Below are 21,072 nucleotides of genomic sequence, written 5' to 3'. Positions count from 1 at the left end.
GTAGAGCGATTAGCGTCATGCGTACCGCCCGTGCCGCTGCGCAAAACTAACCGCGAGCACCGCGAAAATCAGCGCACCGGTAGCAACCTGCTGCCAGTAAAAATTCCAGCCAATCAGCAGTAGCCCATTGGCAACGAGGCCCAGCAGCAACACACCGAGCAGCGTGCCCGTGACGCCGGGACGACGCGTCGGCGACAGCGTCGTCCCGATGAACGTCGCACCGATCGCGTTCAGCAGGTACGCGTTGCCCGCCTGCGGCACATACGCTTTCACGGTCGACGACAGCAACAACCCAACCACACCATAGATCAACGCACTCGCGACAAAGATTGCGCCACCTAACGCCGCCACCGGCAAGCCGGAATAGCGCGCGACACCCGGCTGTGCACCGAGCGCCGCGATCTGCCGGCCGAACACCGAATGCGCGAGCGTGACATGCACGGCGAGTGCGAGGACGATCACGATCCACAGCGGCACCGGCAGACCGGCGAACGTGCCGTGCGCGAGCGCGCTGAACAGCGGCGGCAGCGCGACGTTCAGTAGATAGACGGGTTGGCCGCCGTCGGTGGCCAGTTGCTGCACAGTCTGCCCGATGAACAGCGTGCCGAGCGTCGCGAGAAACGGCGCGATACCAAGCCGTGCGATCAGCACGCCGTTGAACGCGCCGACCAGCAGCGCCGCGCCGAGGCCACCGAGCGCAGCGGGCAGCACACCAACGTGATGCGCGCTGAGCAGTACGAACGCGAGGCTCGCGACATCGATAGACGTGCCGAGCGACAGATCGATCGCACCGAGCGACAGCGCGAGCGTCATGCCGAGCGCCGCGATGGCGAGCAGCGCGAAATTGTTCAGCAGCACATCGGCGAAGTTGTCGACACGCGCGAAACCGGGCGCATAGATCGCGAAGAAGACGATCACGACGGCGAGTGCGCCGACCAGCGCGAAGCGCTGCAGACGGGCGAGTGTGTCAATCATGAGCATCGCTCCCGGCATGACGCCGCCGCACGAACGCAGTGGTTGCGACGACGAACAGGATCAGCACGCCTTCGACACCGTTGACCCAATAGCTCGACACATTGTCGAGTTGAAAGCCGTTGCCGATCATGCCGATGAACAGGACCGCCAGCAACGTGCCGGGAATGGTCGGCACGAGCCGCCGCGAGAACACGGCACCGAGCAACGCTGCGGCTACGACCGCAAGCAGGTTCTCGCCGGCACCGGGTGCGCTACCGCTCAGCAGCGACGATGAAACCAGGGCGGCGAGCGCCGCCGCGAGACCGCCCAGTACATAGCTGCCCGCGAGGTAACCGTTCGTACGCAGGCCGGCGGCGCGCGCGGCGTCGCGATGAGCACCGGTTGCATGCAGCCGCAGGCCAAACGGTGTGTAGTGGATCAGCACCGTGAACGCTGCCGAGACGACCACGAGTGCGTAAGCCACGACCGGAATATCGAACGGTCCGTTGTCGAGCAGGAACGTGAGCAACGGGCTTGCTGCCGGTACTGATGTGTTCTGCGTCAACACCAGCTCGAAGCCAGCACAGAGATTCATCGTGGTTAGCGTGGCGAGCAGCGGGTAGATCCGCAGCACCACCACCGCGAACGCATTGAGCGCGCCGACGCTTGCGCCGGCGACGAATGTGAGCAGCAACGCCACAACGGGGCTCGCACCGTCGCGCAGCGCGACCGCATAGACCGCGGCACATAAACCAAGATTGGCCGCCACCGACAGATCGAGCCCACCGCGGATCGGGTCCGCTCCACCGCCGATCAGCACGACTGTCAAGCCAAGCGCGAGTATTCCGACCACAGCCGACTGCTGGAACACATTGGCCAGATTGGCGAGCGTTAGAAACAGCGGCGAACTCAGCGCGAAACCGGCGAACACCGCGGCGAACGCGAGCGCCGCGCCGCTGCGCAACCACCATTGCGGATCGCCGAAACGGATCGAGGATGCGGGCAAACGTTCGCGCGTGCCGGCGGCATCGAGTACCTTGCTCATGCGGCAAGCTCCTCGTCAGTCGATGTAGTTCGCGCACCCGCGGCCCACGCGAGCACCTGGCGGCTGTCGGTCTCGCGCGAGACCAGTTCGCGCACGAGCCGGCCACGCGCCATCACGAGCACGCGGTCGGTGATGTCGAGTAGTTCGAGCAGATCGCTGGAAAACAGCAGGACCGCCGCACCTTCGCGTGCCAGCCGATCTAGCAGCCGGTAGATCTCCGCTTTCGCACCGACATCGACGCCAATCGTCGGCTCGTCGAGCAGATAGACGACGGACGCACGCGTCGAGCCGCGGCTGAGCCACTTTGCAAGCGCGACCTTCTGCTGATTGCCGCCCGACAGCGTGCGTACCGGCGCCTCGATGCCCGGCGCGCGCACTGCAAGCGTTTCGATCAGTTGCTGCACCGCTTGCGTCTCACGACGCCGTGCGAGCCAACCGAAGCGGCTAAACCGCGCGAGGCTCGCGAGCGTTGTGTTTTCGCGCACCGACAGCGCCGGTGCGACGCCATGCGCGCGGCGATCTTCCGGAACGAATGCGATACCCGCACGTACCGCATCAAGCGGCCGTCGCAGCCGCACCTCGCGACCGTCGATCTCGATACTGCCGCGCACGCCGCGTTCCAGACCGAACAGGCTGCGTACGATGTTCTTGCCGCCGGAACCGAGCAAACCCGTCACGCCGACGATCTCGCCGCGGCGCAGATCGAATGACACGTCGTCGAAGCGTTGTGGTGCGGCGAGACCGCGTACGCGCAGCACGATATCGCCGGGCGGACGCGTCGTGGTTGCAGCGCGCGCCGAGGGCAACGTACCGATCATCGCGGCGACCAGTGCATCGGCCGGTGTGGTGCGTGCGTCGACGTGCTCGACATCGACGCCATCGCGCAGCACGGTGACGCGATCGCAGACTGCGGCGATCTCGTTCAGATAGTGCGAGACGTACAGGATCGTCAGGCCGCGCTCGCGCAGACGGCGAATCGTGTCGAGCAGCCGGTCGACTTCACGACTGACCAGCGCCGCGGTCGGTTCGTCGAAAACCAGAATGCGCGGCTCGCGCATCAGCGTACGTGTGATCTGCACGATCTGCTGCTCCGCGACGCTCAGGTCGCCGATCAGCCGGCGCGGATCGATTTCGACGCCGAAGTGCGCAAGCAGCGCAGCACGAGCGTCGCGCTGCATGCGACGCGGCGCGAGCAGGCGCAGTGTGCCGGCGGCACGTGGCCCGACAGCGCGTTCGTCGCCGAGCAGCAATGCTTCGGCGACCGTGAAGGTCGGCGGCAGCAGACGCTCCTGATGAATGAAACCGAGCGCCGCGTGACGATCGCGATGCGTCGTCGCCGGTTGCTCGATGCCGTCGATAGATAGCGTGCCCGAATCCGCTGTGTGGATGCCCGCCAGAATCTTGATTAGCGTCGACTTGCCCGCGCCGTTCTGGCCGATCAGTCCGTGCACGGTACCGCGCGCGACCTCGAGCGATGCGCCGCGCAGCGCCGGCACACCGTCGAAGTGTTTGACGATGTCGTGCAGTGCGAGCGCGGGCGGGTGATGCGTGTCGCTCATTTACTTCGCGCCTGAGGCCGCGCCAAGCTGACCAAGCGTCTGCTGCGCGGTGCCCGCGTTGTCCTTGGTGACGAGCAGCGACGGTACATACGTGTACGGTGCCAACGTGCGATCGCCGGCAAGATAGCGCGCGACGTTATCGATGGCGGTCTTGCCGATCAGCGCCGGTTGCTGCGCGACGACTGCCGCTGCGCTCGACTTCGGATCTTTGACAAGCGTCACGACATCGGGACTACCGTCCACCGCATAGGTCTTGATCTCACTGCGACCGGCGGCGTCCACGGCCTGCGTCGCGCCGACCTGCGGCACGTCCCAGGCGGCCCAGATCGCGGCGATCTGTCCTTTCGGGTATTTGCCAAGCAACTGGCTCACCTGCGCATAGGCGCTCTGCACGGTGTTCGGAATCACATCGCGCAGTTCGGGCTGGAGGATATGCACCTTCGGGTAGAACTTCAGCACTTCCTTCAACTGGTCATAGCGGATCGCGCAGACCGGCACGCCATAGAAACCGTTGAAGACAAGGATATTTCCCTCGCCGTGAATGTCGTTGACGAGCTTCAGCGCAAGCTGCTCGCCGATAAAGAAATTGTCGGAGGTCGTGACGTTCAGGCTCGACGGCGATGCGGTATCGATTGTGAAGAGCGGGATGCCGGCCTTGCGGATTTTTTGCAGCCACGGTTCGAGTACCGACGCGGTGCCGAGTTGCTCGACGATCGCATCCGGCTTCTGTGCGATCAGCGTCTGGATCTGCGCGATCTGCCGGTTGTCGTTGCGGCCTGCGTCGAGTGCGATCGGGGTGCCGCCGAGGCGTTTCACTTCATCCACTGCGCCTTGATATGCCTTCAGGTCCCAGTAGTGATCGGTACCGGCCACGGTGATGCCGATGCGTTTTCCCTTTAGCGACGGGATCGCAGCATCGTTGCCTTGCGCCTGGGCGGCATGCGGTACGACGGCGGTGAAAAAAGCAAATAGAGCGGCAGCAGCAAGCGAGGCAAGGGGAATGTGCGAGCGTGTCATGTCGAAAGAAACGAAAGGCGGTCGAACGCGGTGCGCGTCGGGACCCGGAAATGGGAAAGGAGAGAGGCAGCGGGCGCTGCCGGTCTCGCCGACTCTAATGCAACTCACATCGCTGCTGAAACATCGATTCGGACTATCGATATGACGGCCGCGGCGTAGTACTCGATGCTGTCTGGATCTGCTTGCCAGCCGAAGGAATATTCATTGCCGAAACCCTCAGTTTGCGCACGCCATGCCCGCTGATAGATTGTGCGCACAGTCACTACAGCGGAGATTTGCATGGCCGAGCTCGACGAAACGGCTTTGTCGCAACCGGCGCAAGCCGATACGCAACACACGGCCCGTGTGATTGCCGACGATGCCGACGCTATAGCAGCGGCGCGCGCGCTTGCACAGCGACTCGCCAAAGAAGCAGCCGTGCGCGATCGCGAACGTCGGTTGCCGCACGAAGAAATCGAATGGTTTTCGCAATCGGGGCTGTGGGCGATCACGGTGCCGAAGGCATACGGAGGCGCAGGCGTGTCGTTCGTGACACTGACCGAGGTCGTGAAGATCGTTGCAGCAGCCGATCCGTCGCTTGGACAGTTGCCGCAGAATCACTATGGGCTCGTCGACGTGATCTCGTTGACCGGGACCGATGAGCAGAAACGCTATTTCTTCGGCGAGATCCTGAGTGGCAAGCGCTTCGGCAACGGTTTCTCGGAGAAGGGCACGAAGCACGTGCTCGATTTGAAGACCCGCGTGCGGCGTGACGGCGACGACTATGTGGTGGATGGCACGAAGTTCTATTCGACCGGCGCGCTGTTTGCGCACTATGTACCGGTGCTCGGACTCGACGACGATCGCAAGGGTTGGCTCGCTTACATCCCGAAGGGCACGCCGGGGTTGACGGTGATCGACGACTGGTCGGGTTTCGGCCAGCGCACCACGGCAAGCGGCACGGTCGTGCTGGATAGCGTGCGTGTGCCCGCTTCGCATGTGTTTCCCGCGCATCGCGTGTCGGATTTTCCGACGCTGAACGGGCCGATTTCGCAGATCATCCAGGCCGCCATCGATGCTGGCATTGCACATGCTGCGATTGAAGACACGCTTACGTTTGTGCGCACACGTTCGCGACCGTGGATCGATAGCGGAGTGGAGCGCGCAGCCGACGATCCGCTGACCGTGCGCGAGATCGGCCATCTGCACATCCAGCTTCACGCGGCCGATGCGTTGCTCGAACGCGCTGCGCGTACGCTCGATGCGATTGCCGCGCAACCCGAGGTCAGCGAAGACGACGTCGCGCGCGCTTCGGTGGCGGTCGGCGAAGCGAAAGTGCTGACCACCGAGATCGCGTTGCTTGCGAGCGAGAAGCTGTTCGAACTGGCGGGCACGCAATCGACGTTGAGCGAACACAACCTCGATCGTCACTGGCGCAATGCGCGCACGCATACGCTGCACGACCCGGTGCGCTGGAAGTATCACCTCGTCGGCAACTACTATCTGAACGGTGTCAAACCGGCGCGTCATCCGTGGAATTGACGTCATGAGCGCATTGCCAGATTCAGTGGCGCGTGGCAAGCGTGTCGCAACGCGCATCGAGAGCGACCAGCAGGCGCTCGACATCGCCCGTGCGCTCGCGCCAACGTTCGCCGAAGGTGCCGCCGAACGCGATCGCGAGCGTCGCTTGCCGTTCGATGAAATCGAAGCGTATTCGGCGAGTGGTTTGTGGGGCATCGCGGTGCCGCGCGAATATGGCGGCGCGCAGGTATCGTTTGCGACGCTCGCGGAGGTCACGGCGATCATCTCCGCCGCCGACCCGGCACTCGGCCAGATTCCGCAGAACCATTTCTTCATGCTCGACGTGCTGCGTGTGAACGGTACACGCGAGCAACAGGCGCTTTACTTCGAACGTGCGCTGGCGGGCGACCGCTTCGGCAACGCGTTGTCCGAACGCGGCACGAAGACAGTGCGCGACTATCGAACCACGCTGACACCGGAAGGCGCCGGTTTCCGGATCAACGGCACGAAGTTCTATTCGACCGGTGCGCTGTTTGCGCAATGGATTCCGGTGGTCGCGAAAGCGGCCGACGACACGCTGTACGTCGCCTTCACGGCAGCGGACACAGCGGGCCTGTCGGTCATCGACGACTGGTCGAGCTTCGGACAGCGCACCACGGGCAGCGGTACGACGGTACTCGACAACGTGTACGTCGATGCCGCAGCCGTGGTGCCGTACAGCACCGCATTCGATGCGCGCCCGACGACGGTCGGCCCGCTCGGACAGTTGATCCATGCCGCCGTCGATCTCGGCATCGCCCGCGCAGCGTTTGCCGACGCGCGGCGCTTCGTGCGCGAGCGGTCGCGGCCGTGGGTCGACAGCGGCGTAGAACGCGCCAGCGACGATCCGCTTACGCTCGAACTGTTCGGCAAGCTCGCGCTGCAACTCGACGCAGCGGATGCGCTGTTCGAACGCGCGGGCCGCAGCGTCGATGTAGCGGCCGCGCAGTCCGACGAACGCACGGTGGCGGCTGCATCGATTGCGGTGGCGAAGGCGCGCGCCGCGACAACTGAGATCGCGTTGCAGGCTTCGACAAGACTGCTCGAACTGGCCGGCACCCAGGCGACGTTGCGCGAACACAACCTCGATCGCCACTGGCGCAACGCGCGCACGCATACGCTGCATGATCCGGTGCGCTGGAAGTACATCACGGTCGGCAACTACTATCTGAACGACACGCTGCCGCCGCGTCACGGCGCGTTGTAACGCGCCGCGTTTTCGTTCCGAATTTTCGTTCGCTCTACTCCAGGATTTCGACGATGACGAGACAGATCCGCCTCAACGCGTTCGACATGAACTGCGTCGGGCACCAATCGCCGGGCTTGTGGGCGCATCCACGCGATACGTCGTGGCGCTACAAACACCTCGACTACTGGACGGACCTCGCGAAGCTGCTTGAGCGCGGCAAGTTCGATGGTTTGTTTATCGCCGACGTACTCGGTATCTACGATGTGTACCAGGGCAATGGCGAGGCGGCGATTCGCCAGGCCGCGCAGGTGCCGGTCAACGATCCGGTGCTGCTCGTCTCCGCGATGGCCAACGTGACCGAGCATCTCGGCTTTGGCGTGACGTGTTCGTTGTCGTACGAACATCCTTATCCGTTCGCGCGTCGCATGTCGACACTCGACCACCTCACCAACGGACGAGTCGGCTGGAACATCGTCACGTCGTACCTGGACAGTGCCGCGCGCAACGTCGGCTTGCCGAGCCAGGCGAATCACGACGAACGCTATGCACTTGCCGAAGAGTATCTGGAGGTTTGCTACAAGCTGTGGGAATCGTCGTGGGAAGACGATGCGGTGGTGCGCGATGCGGCGCGGCAGGGGTTCACCGAGCCGTCGAAGGTGCATCCCATTGGGCATCGCGGCACCTACTTCGACGTGCCCGGCATCCACTTGTGCGAGCCGTCGCCGCAACGCACACCGGTGCTGTATCAGGCGGGTGCGTCGAAACGTGGCAAGGACTTCGCGGCACAGCACGCGGAATGTATCTTCATCGCCGCACCGTCACGCACGATCTTGAAGAATTTCGTCGCCGATATCCGTGCACGCGTGAAGTCGTTCGGTCGCGATCCACACGATGTGCTGATTTTCAACCTGCATACGGTGATCACCGGCAACACCGCCGCCGAAGCGCACGCGAAGCACGCCGACTATCGCCGCTATGCAAGCGACGAAGGCGCGCTCGCGCTGATGTCCGGCTGGACCGGTATCGATCTGTCGAAGTACGGACTCGACGAACCGCTGCGGCATATCGAAAGCAATGCGGTGCAGTCGGCGGTGGAGGCGTTGTCGAGCGCGGATCCGACGCGCGTGTGGACCGTGCGCGAGATTGCGAAGTGGGGCGGTATAGGCGGGCTGGGTCCGCTGTCGGTGGGCGATCCGCGCGAAATCGCCGATGAACTGCAGTCGTGGGTCGACGAGACAGATGTCGACGGTTTCAATCTTGCGTATGCGCTGACGCACGAAACGTTCAGCGATTTCGTCGATCTGGTGGTGCCGGAATTGCAGCGCCGCGGAGTCTACAAGACCGACTATGCTGAAGGCACGCTGCGCGAAAAATTGCACGGCGGCGGCGCGCGGCTTACCGGACCGCATCCGGGCGCGAGCTATCGCGCGGCACATGCGGCACACGAATGAAGATTTTTATCGCTTCACTCGTTCATACATATGAACTTCACGGGCCGTTCGTAGCGGCCAGAAAATAGAAAAGGACTTTCGATGAGATCGCTTGTTCATGTTGCGCGCCGTGTGCGTGCATCGCTGCCTATTGCCGTCGCGCTAGCTGTATTGGCCACGTTCCTTGTAACAACCGCGGCGAATGTTGCGAATGCCGAACCACTGAAAGGCGCACCTGCGCCGTTCGACAAAGGCGGCGTAAAGGTCGCACTGGTCAACTATCTGTCGACCGGCGATTTCTTCCAGGCCTATGAAGCCGGTGCGCAGAAACAGGCCAAAGCGCTCGGCATCGATCTGCGCATTTACGAAGGGCGCCAGGACGCTGCGGAGCAGCGCGAGCAGATCCAGCAGGCGATCAGCCTCGGCGTATCGGCGATCATCGTCAATCACGGCTTGCCGGAATCGCTGAAGGATGTCGTGCAACGTGCACTCGATAAAGGTATCAAGGTCGTCGCTTTCGACGTCGATCTGAACAACCCGAAGGTGCCGCAGATCGAACAGAGCGATCGCGATCTGGCGACGCTGCTGCTCGATCAGGCGGTCAAGGACAACGGCGATGCATTTGCGGCGGGTTATGTCTATGTAGCGGGTTTTGCGCCGCTGGACCGGCGCGATGCGGTATGGCGCAGCTTCAAGGAAGCGCATCCGAAGGTGCAGGAGAAAGCGCGCTGGGGCACGGTCGACAATCCGATTGCGCAATCGGTGGCGAATCAGGCTGCGGCTGCGTATCGTGCGCACCCCGATATCCGCGTCGTGTTTGCGCCGTATGACGAGTTCGCGCGCGGCGCGAAACTCGCCGCTGACGAAGCCAAACTGTCGACGAAAATCCGCATCTACAGCGCCGATATTTCAACCGCCGATATCGAAGCGATCCGCGCACCGGGTAGCGCGTGGGTTGCAACTGCGGCGACCAATCCAGCCGTGGTTGGCGCGGTATCGGTGCGGGCGGCGGCGCTGCTGGTGGCGGGGCAGAATCCGGGCGCCCACATCGCCGTGCGGCCCGCGTTGATTACCCGTGATGACCTCGTCAAGAACGACATCCACACGATCGCCGAACTCGGCGCGAAATTTCCGGCGTTCCGCACGAGCGATGCGGCGCAGGCGGCGTGGATTCCGGTGGCGGATTGAGCGTACAGAGCGTCGCGCTTCAGCGCTTCCCGCGCGAACGCTCTGCCGTCTGACGGCGACGTTTTTTCCGCCGCGCCGGGCCTGTCGATGCGCGCACAACCAGTACAGGCACCGGCGCAATCTGCATCGGTGCGTTACCGCCGGCCTTGCCGTCGATCAACGCTTCCAGCAATTCAACCGCGAGCGTCGCAGCAGCTTCAGTCGGCACCGCGACCGTCGATAACCCCGGACGCGATTCGCGTGCCAGCTGAATATCGGTGATGCCGATCACCGAAATGTCTTCAGGAATACGCAGCCCGCGATCGGCAGCGGCATGCATTGCGCCGAGCGCTGGCAGGTCGTTGGTCGCGAAGATTGCGGTGAGATCCGGATGTGCGTCGAGCAACTGCACGGCAGCCTGATATCCGCCTTGCACGGAGTCGGTGGTGAAGCGCACTTCGCTATCGGGATGCGCGACGTTCTCTAACTTCAACGTCGCGCAGAAACCCTCATAGCGCGGTGCCTGCACGCCATCGAGCCCGCCAGCGAGAATCGCACCGATCCGCCGATGCCCCAGCTCCAGCAGATGATGCGCGGCGAGCGCACCGGCTGCGGCGAAATCGACGGCAATACATGGAATACCGGGCGGGGTTTCCGGCCGCTCCCACAAACACAGCACGACCGGTGTGCCGCGTGCCTGGGTCTTGCGCAGCACCTCGAAATCGACTTTCGCATTCATCACGAGCATGCCTTCGGACAACGTCCCCGCAATCTGATCGAGGTACGCGCGCAGCATGACGGGGTCTTCGTTGGTATTGCACACGATCAGGAAGCGCCCGCTACGTCGCGCGGCTCGTTCGGCGGCGAGCGCGAACTCCGGATAAAACGGATTCGCGATGCTCGAGACCATCAGCGCGAGCGTCGGCGTGCTGCCTTCCGCCAGTGCGCGTGCAGTGAGGTGCGGACGATAGTCGAGCGCCGCGACCGCTTCCAGCACGCGCTCGCGCGTTGCTGCACCGACCTTGCCGCGCTGACGCAGCACGTTCGATACGGTGGCCGGAGTGACGCCGGCACGTTGCGCGACTTCCATCAGGGTGGTCATCGATGCTTTGGGTCGAGTGAGGATGAATGCGCCGGCGAATCAAGGTCGGCGCAACTGTCGCAAGCATGCGGTCGGGCTGCAAGTTTTGGCAGGGGTGTCCACATTTCGGGATAACTTCCCGGTATTTGCATGATTGCGTGGACCTCGTTAGATTTCGTCCCAAGGTAGCAAGAACATCACGACGGAGACGGCCGGACAGTAGCGATCCAGACACGGATCGTTTTTTCTACGGCACGAGGTTAAGCGCTTAACCTCGATGTGTCTCCGAGGGAAAATACGGAGACGTCGGGCATGGCGAGCATCTCGTTACGATCGGTTCAGAAGGCATATGGCGACCATGCGGCGGTTATTCGCGACGTCGATCTCGAGATCGGCGAGCACGAGTTCTGCGTATTTCTTGGTCCATCGGGTTGCGGCAAGTCGACGCTGCTGCGCATGATCGCGGGCCTCGAAGACATCACCGATGGCGATCTGCTGATCGACGGCAAGCTCGTCAACGATGTGCCTGCTGCGCAGCGCGGTGTGGCGATGGTGTTTCAGAGCTATGCGCTGTTTCCGCACATGACCGTGTACGAGAACATGGCGTTCGGCCTCACGCTTGCAAAGACGCCGAAAGACGTGATCGATCGCAAGGTTCGCGAAGCAGCGCGCGTGCTGCAACTCGAGGCGCTGCTGGAGCGGCGTCCGAAGGCGCTCTCGGGCGGGCAGCGGCAACGCGTGGCGATCGGCCGCGCGATCGTGCGTAGCCCGGGCGTGTTTCTGTTCGACGAGCCGCTGTCCAATCTCGATGCGACGCTACGCGGCCAGACGCGCGTTGAGATTGCGCGTCTGCATAAGCAGTTCGACAAGGCGAGCGTTGTCTACGTAACCCACGATCAGATCGAAGCGATGACGCTTGCCGACAAGATCGTGCTGCTTCATGCGGGCGCCGACACTGCGAAGTACGGCAGCATCGCGCAGATCGGTGCGCCGCTCGAGTTGTATCACCGGCCTAAGAGCCGCTTCGTCGCAGGCTTCATTGGTTCGCCGAGAATGAATTTTCTGCCTGCGCGCGTGGTTTCGTGCAACGCCGGTAGCGTTCAGATCGCGCTCGACGGAACCGGCGAACGTCTCGATACGCTGCTCGACGGTACCGCGCTGCAGCCAGACCAGAACGTCACGCTCGGCATTCGCCCCGAACATCTCGAACCCGCCGCCGCGCACAACGGCGTTCAGCAGATTCGCCGCACGGTGTCGCTCGTCGAGCGTCTCGGCGAGCACAGCTATCTGCATCTCGATCAACCTGACAGCACGACATCGCATGCGGCGCTGATCGCCAAAGCGCCAGGCGACCACACGCCCGGCAGCGGCGAAACCGTCGCATTCAACGTGCCGCCGGCGTCATGCCATCTGTTTACCGAAGACGGTTTCGCCGTCCCACCGGCGACTATCAATCACTAGCGTAGGAGCGCACCGTATGCGTCTTGGAGTCTGTTATTACCCGGAGCATTGGCCGGAGACAATGTGGAAGGACGACGCCGCGCGCATGAGGGCGCTCGGCATCGACTACGTGCGGATTGCAGAGTTCGCGTGGAGCCGTATCGAACCGTCGCCGGGCGAGTACCAATGGGACTGGCTCGATCGTGCGGTCGACGTGCTCGGCGACGCCGGCCTGAAGGTTGTGATGTGCACGCCGACAGCGACGCCGCCGAAGTGGCTGATCGATCGTCATCCGGACATCCTGCCGGTCGGTGCGGATGGCCGCGTGCGCGGCTTCGGCTCGCGGCGGCACTACGATTTTTCGTCGCCGTCGTACTTCGAAGCTGCGCGCACGATCTGCAGGGCAGTCGCCACACGCTATGGCAGGCATCCGGCGGTCGCGTTCTGGCAAACCGATAACGAATTCGGTTGTCACCATACGGTGGTCAGTTATTCGCCTGCTGCGGCCGCGCGTTTTCGCAGCTGGCTAAGAGAGCGTTACGGCAATATCGATGCGCTCAATACCGCATGGGGCACGGTGTTCTGGAGCATGGAATACCGTAGCTTCGAAGAAATCGATCCGCCCATTGGCACGGTGACCGAAGCACATCCGTCGCATCGGCTCGACTATCGACGCTTCGCCTCCGACGAAGTCGTGCGTTTTAACCGCATGCAGGTCGACATCATTCGCGCGCACTCGCCGGGTCGACCGGTTGCGCATAACTTCATGCAGCTCTTCACCGAGTTCGATCACTACAAGGTCGCGGCCGACCTCGAGATTGCCGCGTGGGACAGCTATCCGCTCGGCGCGCTCGAAGAGCAGTGGTTCGCGCCGGAAATCAAGGCGAAGTGGTTGCGCACCGGGCATCCGGATTTTGCATCGTTCAATCACGACGTCTATCGCGGCATGTCGGCGCTGCCGTTCTGGGTGATGGAGCAGCAACCGGGACCGGTGAACTGGGCGCAATGGAATCCGGCGCCATTGCCGGGGATGGTGCGGCTATGGAGCTGGGAAGCGTTCGCGCACGGTGCCGGTTGCGTGTCGTATTTCCGCTGGCGCCAGGCGCCGTTTGCGCAGGAACAGATGCATGCGGGGTTGAACACACCGGACAACCGGCTCGACATCGGTGGTCTGGAAGCAACGGCGGTCGCGCAGGAAATCGATGCGGTGCTAAAGGCGGACGGTGTCATGCCGGTCGTCGCGAAGGTCGCGCTGATCTGGGATTACGAAGCGAAGTGGCTGTTCGAGATTCATCCGCAGGGCGCGGACTTTCACTATCCACGCTTCGCGTTCGAGTACTACAGCGCGCTGCGTAGTCTCGGACTCGACGTCGATGTGATTGCGTCGAGTGCGCCGCTTGATGGCTACAGCATGATCGTTGTGCCTCCGCTGCCAGTTGTGCCTGCGGGCTTCGCCGCAAGGCTGGCCGCGAGCGGCGCGCAGGTGGTGCTTGGGCCACGCAGCGGATCGAAGACCGAAAGCCTGACGATTCCCGGCACGTTGCCGCCGGGCGCCGATCTCGCGAGCATCATGCCGATTCGCGTGTGGCGTGTCGAATCGATGCGGCCGGGCATTGCGGTGAAGGTCAACGGAAGCGTCACCGGAGATGCGTACCACTGGCGCGATTTTGTGGAAACAGGCGAAGGCGTACAGATCGATGCGCGCTTTGCCGACGGTCATCCGGCCATCGTGCGTCATGGGTCGATTCGCTATCTGGCGGCACCCTTCGATGAAACGCTGACACGAACGCTACTCGGCGACGTTGCCCGGCAGGCAGGGCTGCCTGCGCAGGCGCTACCGGATGGTGTGCGCATCAGCCGGCGCGGTGCGCTGACCTACGTGTTCAATTACGGCGACGCGCCGTACCGGATCGAGGCACCCGGCAGCTTTGTCGTCGGGCGGCAGAAGGTCGAGCCGCAGGGCGTCGCGATCTATCGCAGTTGAAGACAGCAAGCGAAGTACACAACACTCATCCATGAGGAGACGCGCATGAAAACTTCGATTCGCTTAGCGTTAACCGGTGTCGCGCTGGCCGTTGCATTTGCTGCGACGGGCGCCGCGCAGGCCGGTACGCTCACCGCCAACATCGCCTTCAAGGGCGCGAGCCAGCGCGCGGTCTGGCAGCAGACCTTCGATGCGTTCCACAAGGCGCATCCCGACATCGACGTGAAGGTCTCGTTCGTCGACGAGGAAGCCTACAAGGTGCAACTGCCGGGCTGGCTCACGACCGCGCCTCCCGATATCATCAACTGGCACAACGGCGAGCGCATGGCGTACTACGCGAAGCGCGGCCTGCTCGAAGACCTGACGCCCGACTGGAACCGCAACAACTGGAATGCGATGTACGCGTCGACGAAGCAATCGTCCACGTACAACGGCAAGCAGTATTCCGCGCCGACCGTGTACTACGCGTGGGGCATGTTCTATCGCAAGGATCTGTTCCAGAAGGCTGGTATTGCCGGCGAGCCGAAGACGTGGCCGGAATTCCTCGACGCCTGCAAGAAGCTGAAGGCCGCGGGCATCGTGCCGGTCGCGGTGGCGGGCCGCGATGCATGGACGCTGGCCGGCTGGTTCGACTATCTTGATCTGCGTATCAACGGCAATGCATTCCACCAGCAACTGATGGCGGGCGAAGTACCGTATACCGATGCGCGCGTGAAGAAGGTGTACACCGCGTGGAAGCAACTGATCGACGACAAGATATTCATCGACAACTCGCTGTCCTACGATCTCGACGCCGTGCAGCCGTTCCTGTTCCAGGGCAAGGCGGCGATGATGCTGATGGGCACGTTCATTACGGCGGGTTTCCCGGAGAACATCAAGCCGCAGATGGGCTTCTTCCAGTTCCCGATCATCGACAGCAAGGTGCCGACTGCTGAAGATGGCCCGGTGGAGTCGCTGCACATTCCGGCGAAAGCGAAGAACAAGGCCGATGCGCACACGTTCCTCGCATTTGCCGAGACGCCTGCGATCAGCGCGCAACTGGCGAAGGGCATGGGCTCGTTGCCGACCAATAGCCAGTCGCCGGAACCGGACGATGCGATTTCGAAGACCGGCTTCCAGATCCTCTCGCAGACGACGGGCGGTATCGCGCAGTTCTACGATCGCGACATGACGAAGGAAATGGCCGACGAAGGCATGAAGGGGATGCAGCAGTTCGTCTCCGATCCGTCGAAGCTCGACGACGTACTCGCGCAGCTCGAAGCGACGCGCAAGCGCATCTACAAGAAGTGACGCGTTATGCGGCTCGCCAGGTCGGCGAGCCGCATAACCGATGAGGAGAGCACGATGTCCGAAACCCTCCGCGCGCCGGTCGCTCGCGCGAAGCGTCGCAGGAAACTGTCGGCTACGGCGCGCCAGCAGCGTGTCGCCGCGTTTCTGTTTCTCGCGCCGGCCTGCGCGATGGTTGCGATCTACGTGGTGTGGCCGATCCTGTCGAGCATTGCACTCAGCTTTTACAGCTGGGACGGGATGACGGAGAAAACCTTTGTCGGTTTCGCCAACTACGTGGAGCTGTTTCACGCGCCGACGTTCTACACCGCGCTCAAGAACAACCTGCTGTGGCTCGTCATGTTCCTTCTCGCACCGCCGATGGGTCTCGCGGTCGCGCTGTATCTGAACCAGGCGGTCAGCGGCATCCGCGTGGTGAAGTCGCTGTTCTTCGCGCCGTTTGTGCTGTCGGGTGTGGTGGTCGGGTTGATGTTCAGCTGGTTCTACGATCCGACGTTTGGTCTTCTCAAACTGATCCTCGGCCACGGCATACCGGTGTTAGGCGATCCGCGCTATGTGAGCTTCGGCATCATCTTCGCCGCGCTGTGGCCGCAGACTGCCTATTGCATGATCCTGTACCTCACCGGGCTGACTACGCTCAACGCGGAGCAGATCGAAGCCGCGCGGATGGAGGGCGCGAAAGGCTGGGCGATGCTGCGACACGTCGTGCTGCCGCAACTGCGGCCGACGACGTTCATGGCGATCGTCGTGACGATCATCGGTGCGTTGCGCAGCTTCGATCTGATCGCTGTGATGAGCGGCGGCGGCCCGTTCGAAAGTTCGACCGTGCTCGCGTATTACATGTACGACCAGGCGATCAAGTACTACCGCATCGGCTATTCCGCCGCGATTGCGGTGGTGCTGTTCGCGATCATGATGGTGTACATCGTCTATCACCTGCGCCGTATGCTGCGCACCGAGTCATAAAGGAGCGCGCGATGTTTCCGACACCGATCGCCAGATGGAAGCCCGTCAACCGGACGCTGTACAAGCTGTCGTTACCTGTTGCGCTTTTCATCTGGCTGCTGCCGCTTCTTGCCGTGATGGTGACGTCGATCCGTTCATCCGACGAGCTTGTCGAGGGCAACTACTGGGGCTGGCCGAAGCACTTCTCGCTGATTGCCAACTACAGCGACGCGTTGACCACGTCGCCGATGCTGCATTACCTCTGGAACAGCGTGCTGATTACGGTGCCGGCGGTGGTGGGTTCGATCGTGCTCGCTTCGATGGCGGGTTTTGCACTCGCGATCTATTCGTTCCGCGGCAACACGACGCTGTTTGCGACGTTCGTCGCGGGTAATTTCGTGCCGATCCAGATCCTGATGATTCCGGTGCGTAACCTGTCGCTGGAACTGGGTATCTTCAATACGGTTGGCGCGCTAATCCTGTTTCACGTGGCTTTTCAGACCGGTTTTTGCGCGCTGTTTCTACGTAATTTCATCAAGCAACTGCCATTCGAACTGGTCGAGGCGGCGCGTATCGAAGGTGCGAACGAATGGACGGTGTTCTTTCGCATCGTGTTGCCGCTGATCCGGCCTGCGCTTGCGGCGCTCGCGATTCTCGTGTTTACCTTCGTGTGGAACGACTACTTTTGGGCACTGTGTCTGACGACCGGTGACGATGCAGCACCGATTACGGTCGGCGTGGCCGCGCTCAAGGGGCAGTGGGTGACTGCGTGGAATCTGGTGTCGGCTGGGTCGATACTCGCAGCGTTACCTTCAGTGATGATGTTCTTCGCGATGCAACGGCATTTCGTGGCTGGGTTGACGTTTGGGGCGACGAAGGGGTAAGCGCGTGCGTTGGTGGCGGACGGTGGCGACAGGTGAGAGTAGGGGATAGTATGCTCGTCACTCAGTCGGATTTTCGACTGGCTGCGCAACCCCATACGGATAGCAGACCATGAAGCTTTCGTCCAAGGACGCCGTTACCATTGCCGGAATGCTTGCCGATGTCGCACAGCGCGAAGTGATGCCGCGGTTCCGGAAGGTTCGTGAACTCGAAGTGCGCGAGAAGACCTCGAGTTTCGATGTGGTGACCGATGCAGACCTCGCGGCGGAGCGCGCGATATCGGAGTCCCTTAGTCGCCTCTTTCCGGGCGCCGCTATCATTGGCGAAGAAAAAGCAGCACGCGATGCGACCGTACTCGAAGGGCTTGCATCGGCGGAACTTGCTTTTATCGTCGATCCTATCGACGGTACGAAGAACTTCGTGTCGGGGTTGCCGCTGTTCGGCATCATGGTCGCGGCGACCATCCGTGGAGAGATCGCACTCGCTGCGATTCATGATCCCGTCTGCGGCGACACAGCACTGGCAGTGCGCGGCGAAGGCGCGTGGCTTGAAGGCGATGGCCCCACTCGCATCGAACTCCGCGTAGCATCTGCGGTACCCGTGCCGGAGATGAACGCGATCATCGGCACCAACTTCCTTCCCGAACCGCTGCGAACCACGGTCAACGGCAACCTCTCCAGACTAGGGATGAGCTCCTGGCTCCGATGCGCCGCGCACGAGTACAGAATGGTCGCCGCGGGACACTGCCATCTACTCTTCTATAACAAGCTGATGCCTTGGGACCACGCTGCCGGCTGGTTGCTTCATCGTGAAGCAGGCGGCTATAGCGCGCATTTCGACGGGAGCGCCTATCGACCCGATCACCTGACAGGAGGGTTGATCTGCGCGCCCGACAAGGAAAGCTGGGAGCGAGCGCGACAGGCGCTATTTCAGCCGCGATCGACGGAATAACGCCCCGGTCCTGCCGCACCCAGCGCAACCAGTCCACCCGCAATCGACAGATTCTTGTAGAAGTGAATCATCATGTTCATGTGATCGGCGGGCGGTACCGACCAGTAGTGGTGGCCGATGATCGCGGTGCCGATCGTATAGAGCGCGAGCAGTAGCGCAAGCGGCCGGGTTTGATAACCGATCAGCAAGGCGATGCCGACAAAGAACTCCAGCACGATCGCGATCAGTGCGGAGATGGCCGGCAACGGTGCACCTTCCATATTCATCAGTTTCACCGTGCCGGAATAGTCCAGCAGTTTCTCCCATCCGAACAGCACGAACAGGATGACAAGCAGGATACGGGACAGGAGCAGTAAAGCGTCTTTCTGGTTAGCGAGGAACGTTGAACTCGATGTCATGGAAATCTCCGTTAATACGTGTGTGCGGTACTTGCGCGCTTATTGGTGGCAAAGGCTTAAGCGCGGATCGGGCGTGTGCTTGCCTTTATTCGCTCTTCTGTTGCGCGGGCAATTTCGCCGGCGGCCGGTTCAGTTCATCCTTGATGACCGCAATCCCTTGAACCTCGACGACGATGCCCGGGCGCGCAAAGTTGGAGATGGTCAGAAGCGCGGAACCGGGGTACGGGCCGTCCTTGAAAACTTCCTTGATGACTTCCGCCTCCGTCTGATTCATCCGCGGGTCGTTGACGTAGACCGTGATCGACACGAGATCCGACACGTTGCCGCCTACGCGCTGTAAATCGGCATCGATATTCTTGAAGATCTGGCGGACCTGCGCCTTGAAGTCGTAGGAGATGTCCTTGCCGTTATCGTCGGTCGTGGTTGTATGTCCGCCAAGCCAGATGATCTCGCCACCCTTGGTGACGACGAGCGGCGAGAAACCCCATTGCTTTTGATAGTCGGTGAGTTCGACGCGTTGCTTGGAGTATGCAAGCGGAGGCAGCGCAACGAGTGCTGTGCCAAGCGCCAGGGTCAGCGCGATTCGGGAGAGACTTTTAGAGCGCATGATGTTCAACATTTGGTTCCTCGTCTATAAAGGGTGATGGACGCATACGCCCATTACGAATTTTTGCTGATCGAAGCGTCTCGTTCATCGCCCAGAGTAAGTAGGTCTTTTGGCATAGACGCTTGCGTCATGCATCAGAACGGGTACTCGCGCGGCGTGGTCTGGATCGTGATCCACCGCAACTGGGTGAAGAAGTCGATGCCGGCACGGCCGCCGAAATGACCGAAGCCCGAGTGCTTGACGCCACCGAACGGCATCGGCGCTTCGTCGTGGACGGTCGGGCCGTTGATATGGCAAATGCCCGATTCGATGCGCAGCGCCACGTTCCAGGCGCGCGCGGTGTCGCGACTGAACACCGCTGAAGACAAGCCGAACTCGTTGTCGTTGGCGACGGCAATCGCTTCCTCGTCGCCCTTCACACGCACGATGCCCTTGACCGGTGCGAAACTCTCTTCGCGGTAGATGCGCATCTCGGGCGTCACATAGTCCAGCAGCGTGGCGGCCATGAGCGTGTTGTCAGACTTGCCGCCGCACAGTAGTTTGGCGCCCTTGGCCAATGCGTCTTCGATCAGGTCGTTGGTGTGTCGCACGGTGCGGCTATCCACTACTGAGCCGAGCACTACAGGTCCTTTGCGTGGATCGCCTAACGGCAGGCTGCTGGCTTTAGCGACGAGACGATCGACGAAGGCGTTAGCGATCTTTTCATCCACGACGATGCGCTCGGTCGACATGCAAACTTGACCCGAGTTGACGAAGGCGCCGAAGGCGACACCGTCGACAGCCACTTCGAGGTCGGCGTCGTCGAGCACCAGCACAGGCGCCTTGCCGCCCAGTTCCAGAATGACAGGCTTGAGATATCGCGCGCAGGTCTGGGCGATGATCTGGCCCACGCGTGTAGAGCCGGTGAAGTTGACGCGTTTGACGGCGGGGTGAGACACGATCGCTTCGACCACTTCGCCGGCGTCTTCCGGTGCATTGGTGATGAAGTTGACCACGCCCGGGGGCAGGCCCGCTTCCTGCAATGCCTCGATCACCAGGCCCTGGGTATGCGGACTCATCTCGGCACCCTTCAGGATCACGGTATTGCCACAGGCGAGCGGCGTGGTGATGGCACGCAACGCCAGGATGACGGGTGCGTTCCACGGCGCGATACCGAGCACCACGCCAGCGGGTACGCGTACGGCCAGCGCGAGGTTGCCTGGGATATCGGAGGGAATCACTTCGCCGTTGATCTGGCTCGTCAGCGCAGCCGCCTCGACGAGCAAGCTGACGCCCAGGTGCGCGTTGAATTCGGCCCACACGGATGAGGCTCCCGTTTCGCGGGCCATCGCGTCGATCAACGCGGGCGCCTTGGCTTCGAGTGCCTGAGCGGCCTTGAGCAACAGCGCACGGCGCTCGCTGGGGCCGAAGGCGGACCACACCGGGAAGGCCGCGGCGGCAGCGTCGGCGGCTGCGCGGGCATCGACGGCTTTGGCGGCCGGTGCTCGCGTGGCGACCTCGCCGTCCAGCGGATTGCGGCGTTCGAAGGTGGCGCCGCCCGCGGCCTGGACTTTACGGCCGCCGATCAACATATCGATAGTGCTCATTTCACGTTTCT

19 protein-coding genes are annotated in these 21,072 nt (G+C 62.3%); 10 read left to right on the top strand and 9 right to left on the bottom strand.

From position 1 onward, the window contains the following. Positions 1-15 precede the first annotated feature (15 nt). The 5 genes from M0D65_RS14025 to M0D65_RS14005 all read right to left on the bottom strand — a co-directional run bounded on the left by M0D65_RS14025 (position 16) and on the right by M0D65_RS14005 (position 4,856). The gene (locus tag M0D65_RS14025) at positions 16-975 is read right to left on the bottom strand and encodes an ABC transporter permease (RefSeq protein ID WP_266253212.1); all 960 of its coding nucleotides are present in this window, start codon (positions 973-975) and stop codon (positions 16-18) included. After that, entirely contained in the window at positions 968-1,999 is a 1,032-nt protein-coding gene (locus M0D65_RS14020) for an ABC transporter permease (RefSeq protein WP_266253211.1), read from the bottom strand. Before M0D65_RS14020 ends, M0D65_RS14025 begins: the two co-directional genes overlap by 8 nt. Continuing rightward, on the bottom strand, positions 1,996-3,558 hold the full coding sequence (locus M0D65_RS14015) for a sugar ABC transporter ATP-binding protein (RefSeq protein ID WP_266253210.1): 1,563 nt from the start codon (positions 3,556-3,558) through the stop codon (positions 1,996-1,998). Before M0D65_RS14015 ends, M0D65_RS14020 begins: the two co-directional genes overlap by 4 nt. Next, on the bottom strand, positions 3,559-4,575 hold the full coding sequence (locus tag M0D65_RS14010) for a sugar ABC transporter substrate-binding protein (RefSeq protein ID WP_266253209.1): 1,017 nt from the start codon (positions 4,573-4,575) through the stop codon (positions 3,559-3,561). Between the two features lie 104 nt (positions 4,576-4,679). Next, positions 4,680-4,856, bottom strand: coding sequence for a hypothetical protein (locus tag M0D65_RS14005; RefSeq protein WP_170275655.1), 177 nt, complete (start codon positions 4,854-4,856; stop codon positions 4,680-4,682). Here M0D65_RS14005 and M0D65_RS14000 point away from each other — a divergent pair. The 4 genes from M0D65_RS14000 to M0D65_RS13985 all read left to right on the top strand — a co-directional run bounded on the left by M0D65_RS14000 (position 4,855) and on the right by M0D65_RS13985 (position 9,921). After that, positions 4,855-6,096 (top strand): SfnB family sulfur acquisition oxidoreductase, encoded by a 1,242-nt coding sequence (locus M0D65_RS14000; RefSeq protein ID WP_266253208.1) that lies wholly within the window; start codon positions 4,855-4,857, stop codon positions 6,094-6,096. The two genes, M0D65_RS14005 and M0D65_RS14000, sit on opposite strands and share 2 nt — an antisense overlap. 4 nt (positions 6,097-6,100) lie before the next feature. Continuing rightward, on the top strand, positions 6,101-7,321 hold the full coding sequence (locus M0D65_RS13995) for an SfnB family sulfur acquisition oxidoreductase (RefSeq protein ID WP_266253207.1): 1,221 nt from the start codon (positions 6,101-6,103) through the stop codon (positions 7,319-7,321). Between the two features lie 53 nt (positions 7,322-7,374). Then, entirely contained in the window at positions 7,375-8,754 is a 1,380-nt protein-coding gene (locus tag M0D65_RS13990) for an LLM class flavin-dependent oxidoreductase (RefSeq protein WP_266253206.1), read from the top strand. Positions 8,755-8,835: 81 nt separating this feature from the next. After that, complete coding sequence (locus tag M0D65_RS13985; protein WP_266253205.1) at positions 8,836-9,921, top strand: substrate-binding domain-containing protein; 1,086 nt, start codon at positions 8,836-8,838, stop codon at positions 9,919-9,921. A gap of 19 nt (positions 9,922-9,940) precedes the next feature. Here the strand turns inward: M0D65_RS13985 and M0D65_RS13980 are convergent, their stop codons facing one another. Beyond that, positions 9,941-11,002 carry a LacI family DNA-binding transcriptional regulator gene (locus M0D65_RS13980; RefSeq protein ID WP_266253204.1) on the bottom strand — a complete coding sequence of 354 codons (1,062 nt, stop codon included), beginning with the start codon at positions 11,000-11,002 and terminating at the stop codon, positions 9,941-9,943. Between the two features lie 291 nt (positions 11,003-11,293). On the opposite strand from M0D65_RS13980, the gene M0D65_RS13975 reads away from it, so the two are divergent. From M0D65_RS13975 to M0D65_RS13950, 6 genes are all read left to right on the top strand, one after another. Continuing rightward, positions 11,294-12,442, top strand: a complete 1,149-nt coding sequence (locus M0D65_RS13975; RefSeq protein ID WP_266253203.1) for an ABC transporter ATP-binding protein — start codon at positions 11,294-11,296, stop codon at positions 12,440-12,442. Positions 12,443-12,458: 16 nt separating this feature from the next. Continuing rightward, positions 12,459-14,405: a beta-galactosidase gene (locus M0D65_RS13970; RefSeq protein WP_266253202.1), complete on the top strand. Its 1,947-nt coding sequence runs from the start codon at positions 12,459-12,461 to the stop codon at positions 14,403-14,405. Between the two features lie 45 nt (positions 14,406-14,450). Beyond that, positions 14,451-15,695 (top strand): ABC transporter substrate-binding protein, encoded by a 1,245-nt coding sequence (locus M0D65_RS13965; protein WP_266253201.1) that lies wholly within the window; start codon positions 14,451-14,453, stop codon positions 15,693-15,695. A gap of 54 nt (positions 15,696-15,749) precedes the next feature. Beyond that, entirely contained in the window at positions 15,750-16,658 is a 909-nt protein-coding gene (locus tag M0D65_RS13960; RefSeq protein ID WP_266253200.1) for a carbohydrate ABC transporter permease, read from the top strand. A gap of 11 nt (positions 16,659-16,669) precedes the next feature. Further along, positions 16,670-17,521: a carbohydrate ABC transporter permease gene (locus M0D65_RS13955; protein ID WP_091008068.1), complete on the top strand. Its 852-nt coding sequence runs from the start codon at positions 16,670-16,672 to the stop codon at positions 17,519-17,521. A 109-nt stretch (positions 17,522-17,630) separates the two neighbouring features. After that, complete coding sequence (locus M0D65_RS13950; RefSeq protein WP_266253199.1) at positions 17,631-18,470, top strand: inositol monophosphatase; 840 nt, start codon at positions 17,631-17,633, stop codon at positions 18,468-18,470. Here M0D65_RS13950 and M0D65_RS13945 read toward each other — a convergent pair. The 3 genes from M0D65_RS13945 to M0D65_RS13935 all read right to left on the bottom strand — a co-directional run bounded on the left by M0D65_RS13945 (position 18,449) and on the right by M0D65_RS13935 (position 21,061). Next, positions 18,449-18,868 (bottom strand): DoxX family protein, encoded by a 420-nt coding sequence (locus M0D65_RS13945; protein ID WP_266253198.1) that lies wholly within the window; start codon positions 18,866-18,868, stop codon positions 18,449-18,451. The genes M0D65_RS13950 and M0D65_RS13945 overlap by 22 nt on opposite strands. An 85-nt stretch (positions 18,869-18,953) precedes the next feature. Further along, positions 18,954-19,487: a RidA family protein gene (locus tag M0D65_RS13940; RefSeq protein WP_266253197.1), complete on the bottom strand. Its 534-nt coding sequence runs from the start codon at positions 19,485-19,487 to the stop codon at positions 18,954-18,956. A 122-nt stretch (positions 19,488-19,609) separates the two neighbouring features. Next, a complete protein-coding gene (locus tag M0D65_RS13935; protein ID WP_266253196.1) occupies positions 19,610-21,061 on the bottom strand; it encodes an aldehyde dehydrogenase in 1,452 nt (483 codons plus the stop codon). Positions 21,062-21,072 lie beyond the last annotated feature (11 nt).

The sequence above is a fragment of the Paraburkholderia sp. CHISQ3 genome (assembly GCF_030464945.1).
GTDB lineage: Bacteria > Pseudomonadota > Gammaproteobacteria > Burkholderiales > Burkholderiaceae > Paraburkholderia > Paraburkholderia megapolitana.
Note: the sequence above shows the minus strand (reverse complement) of the source record. Positions and strands in the feature narration are given on the sequence as shown.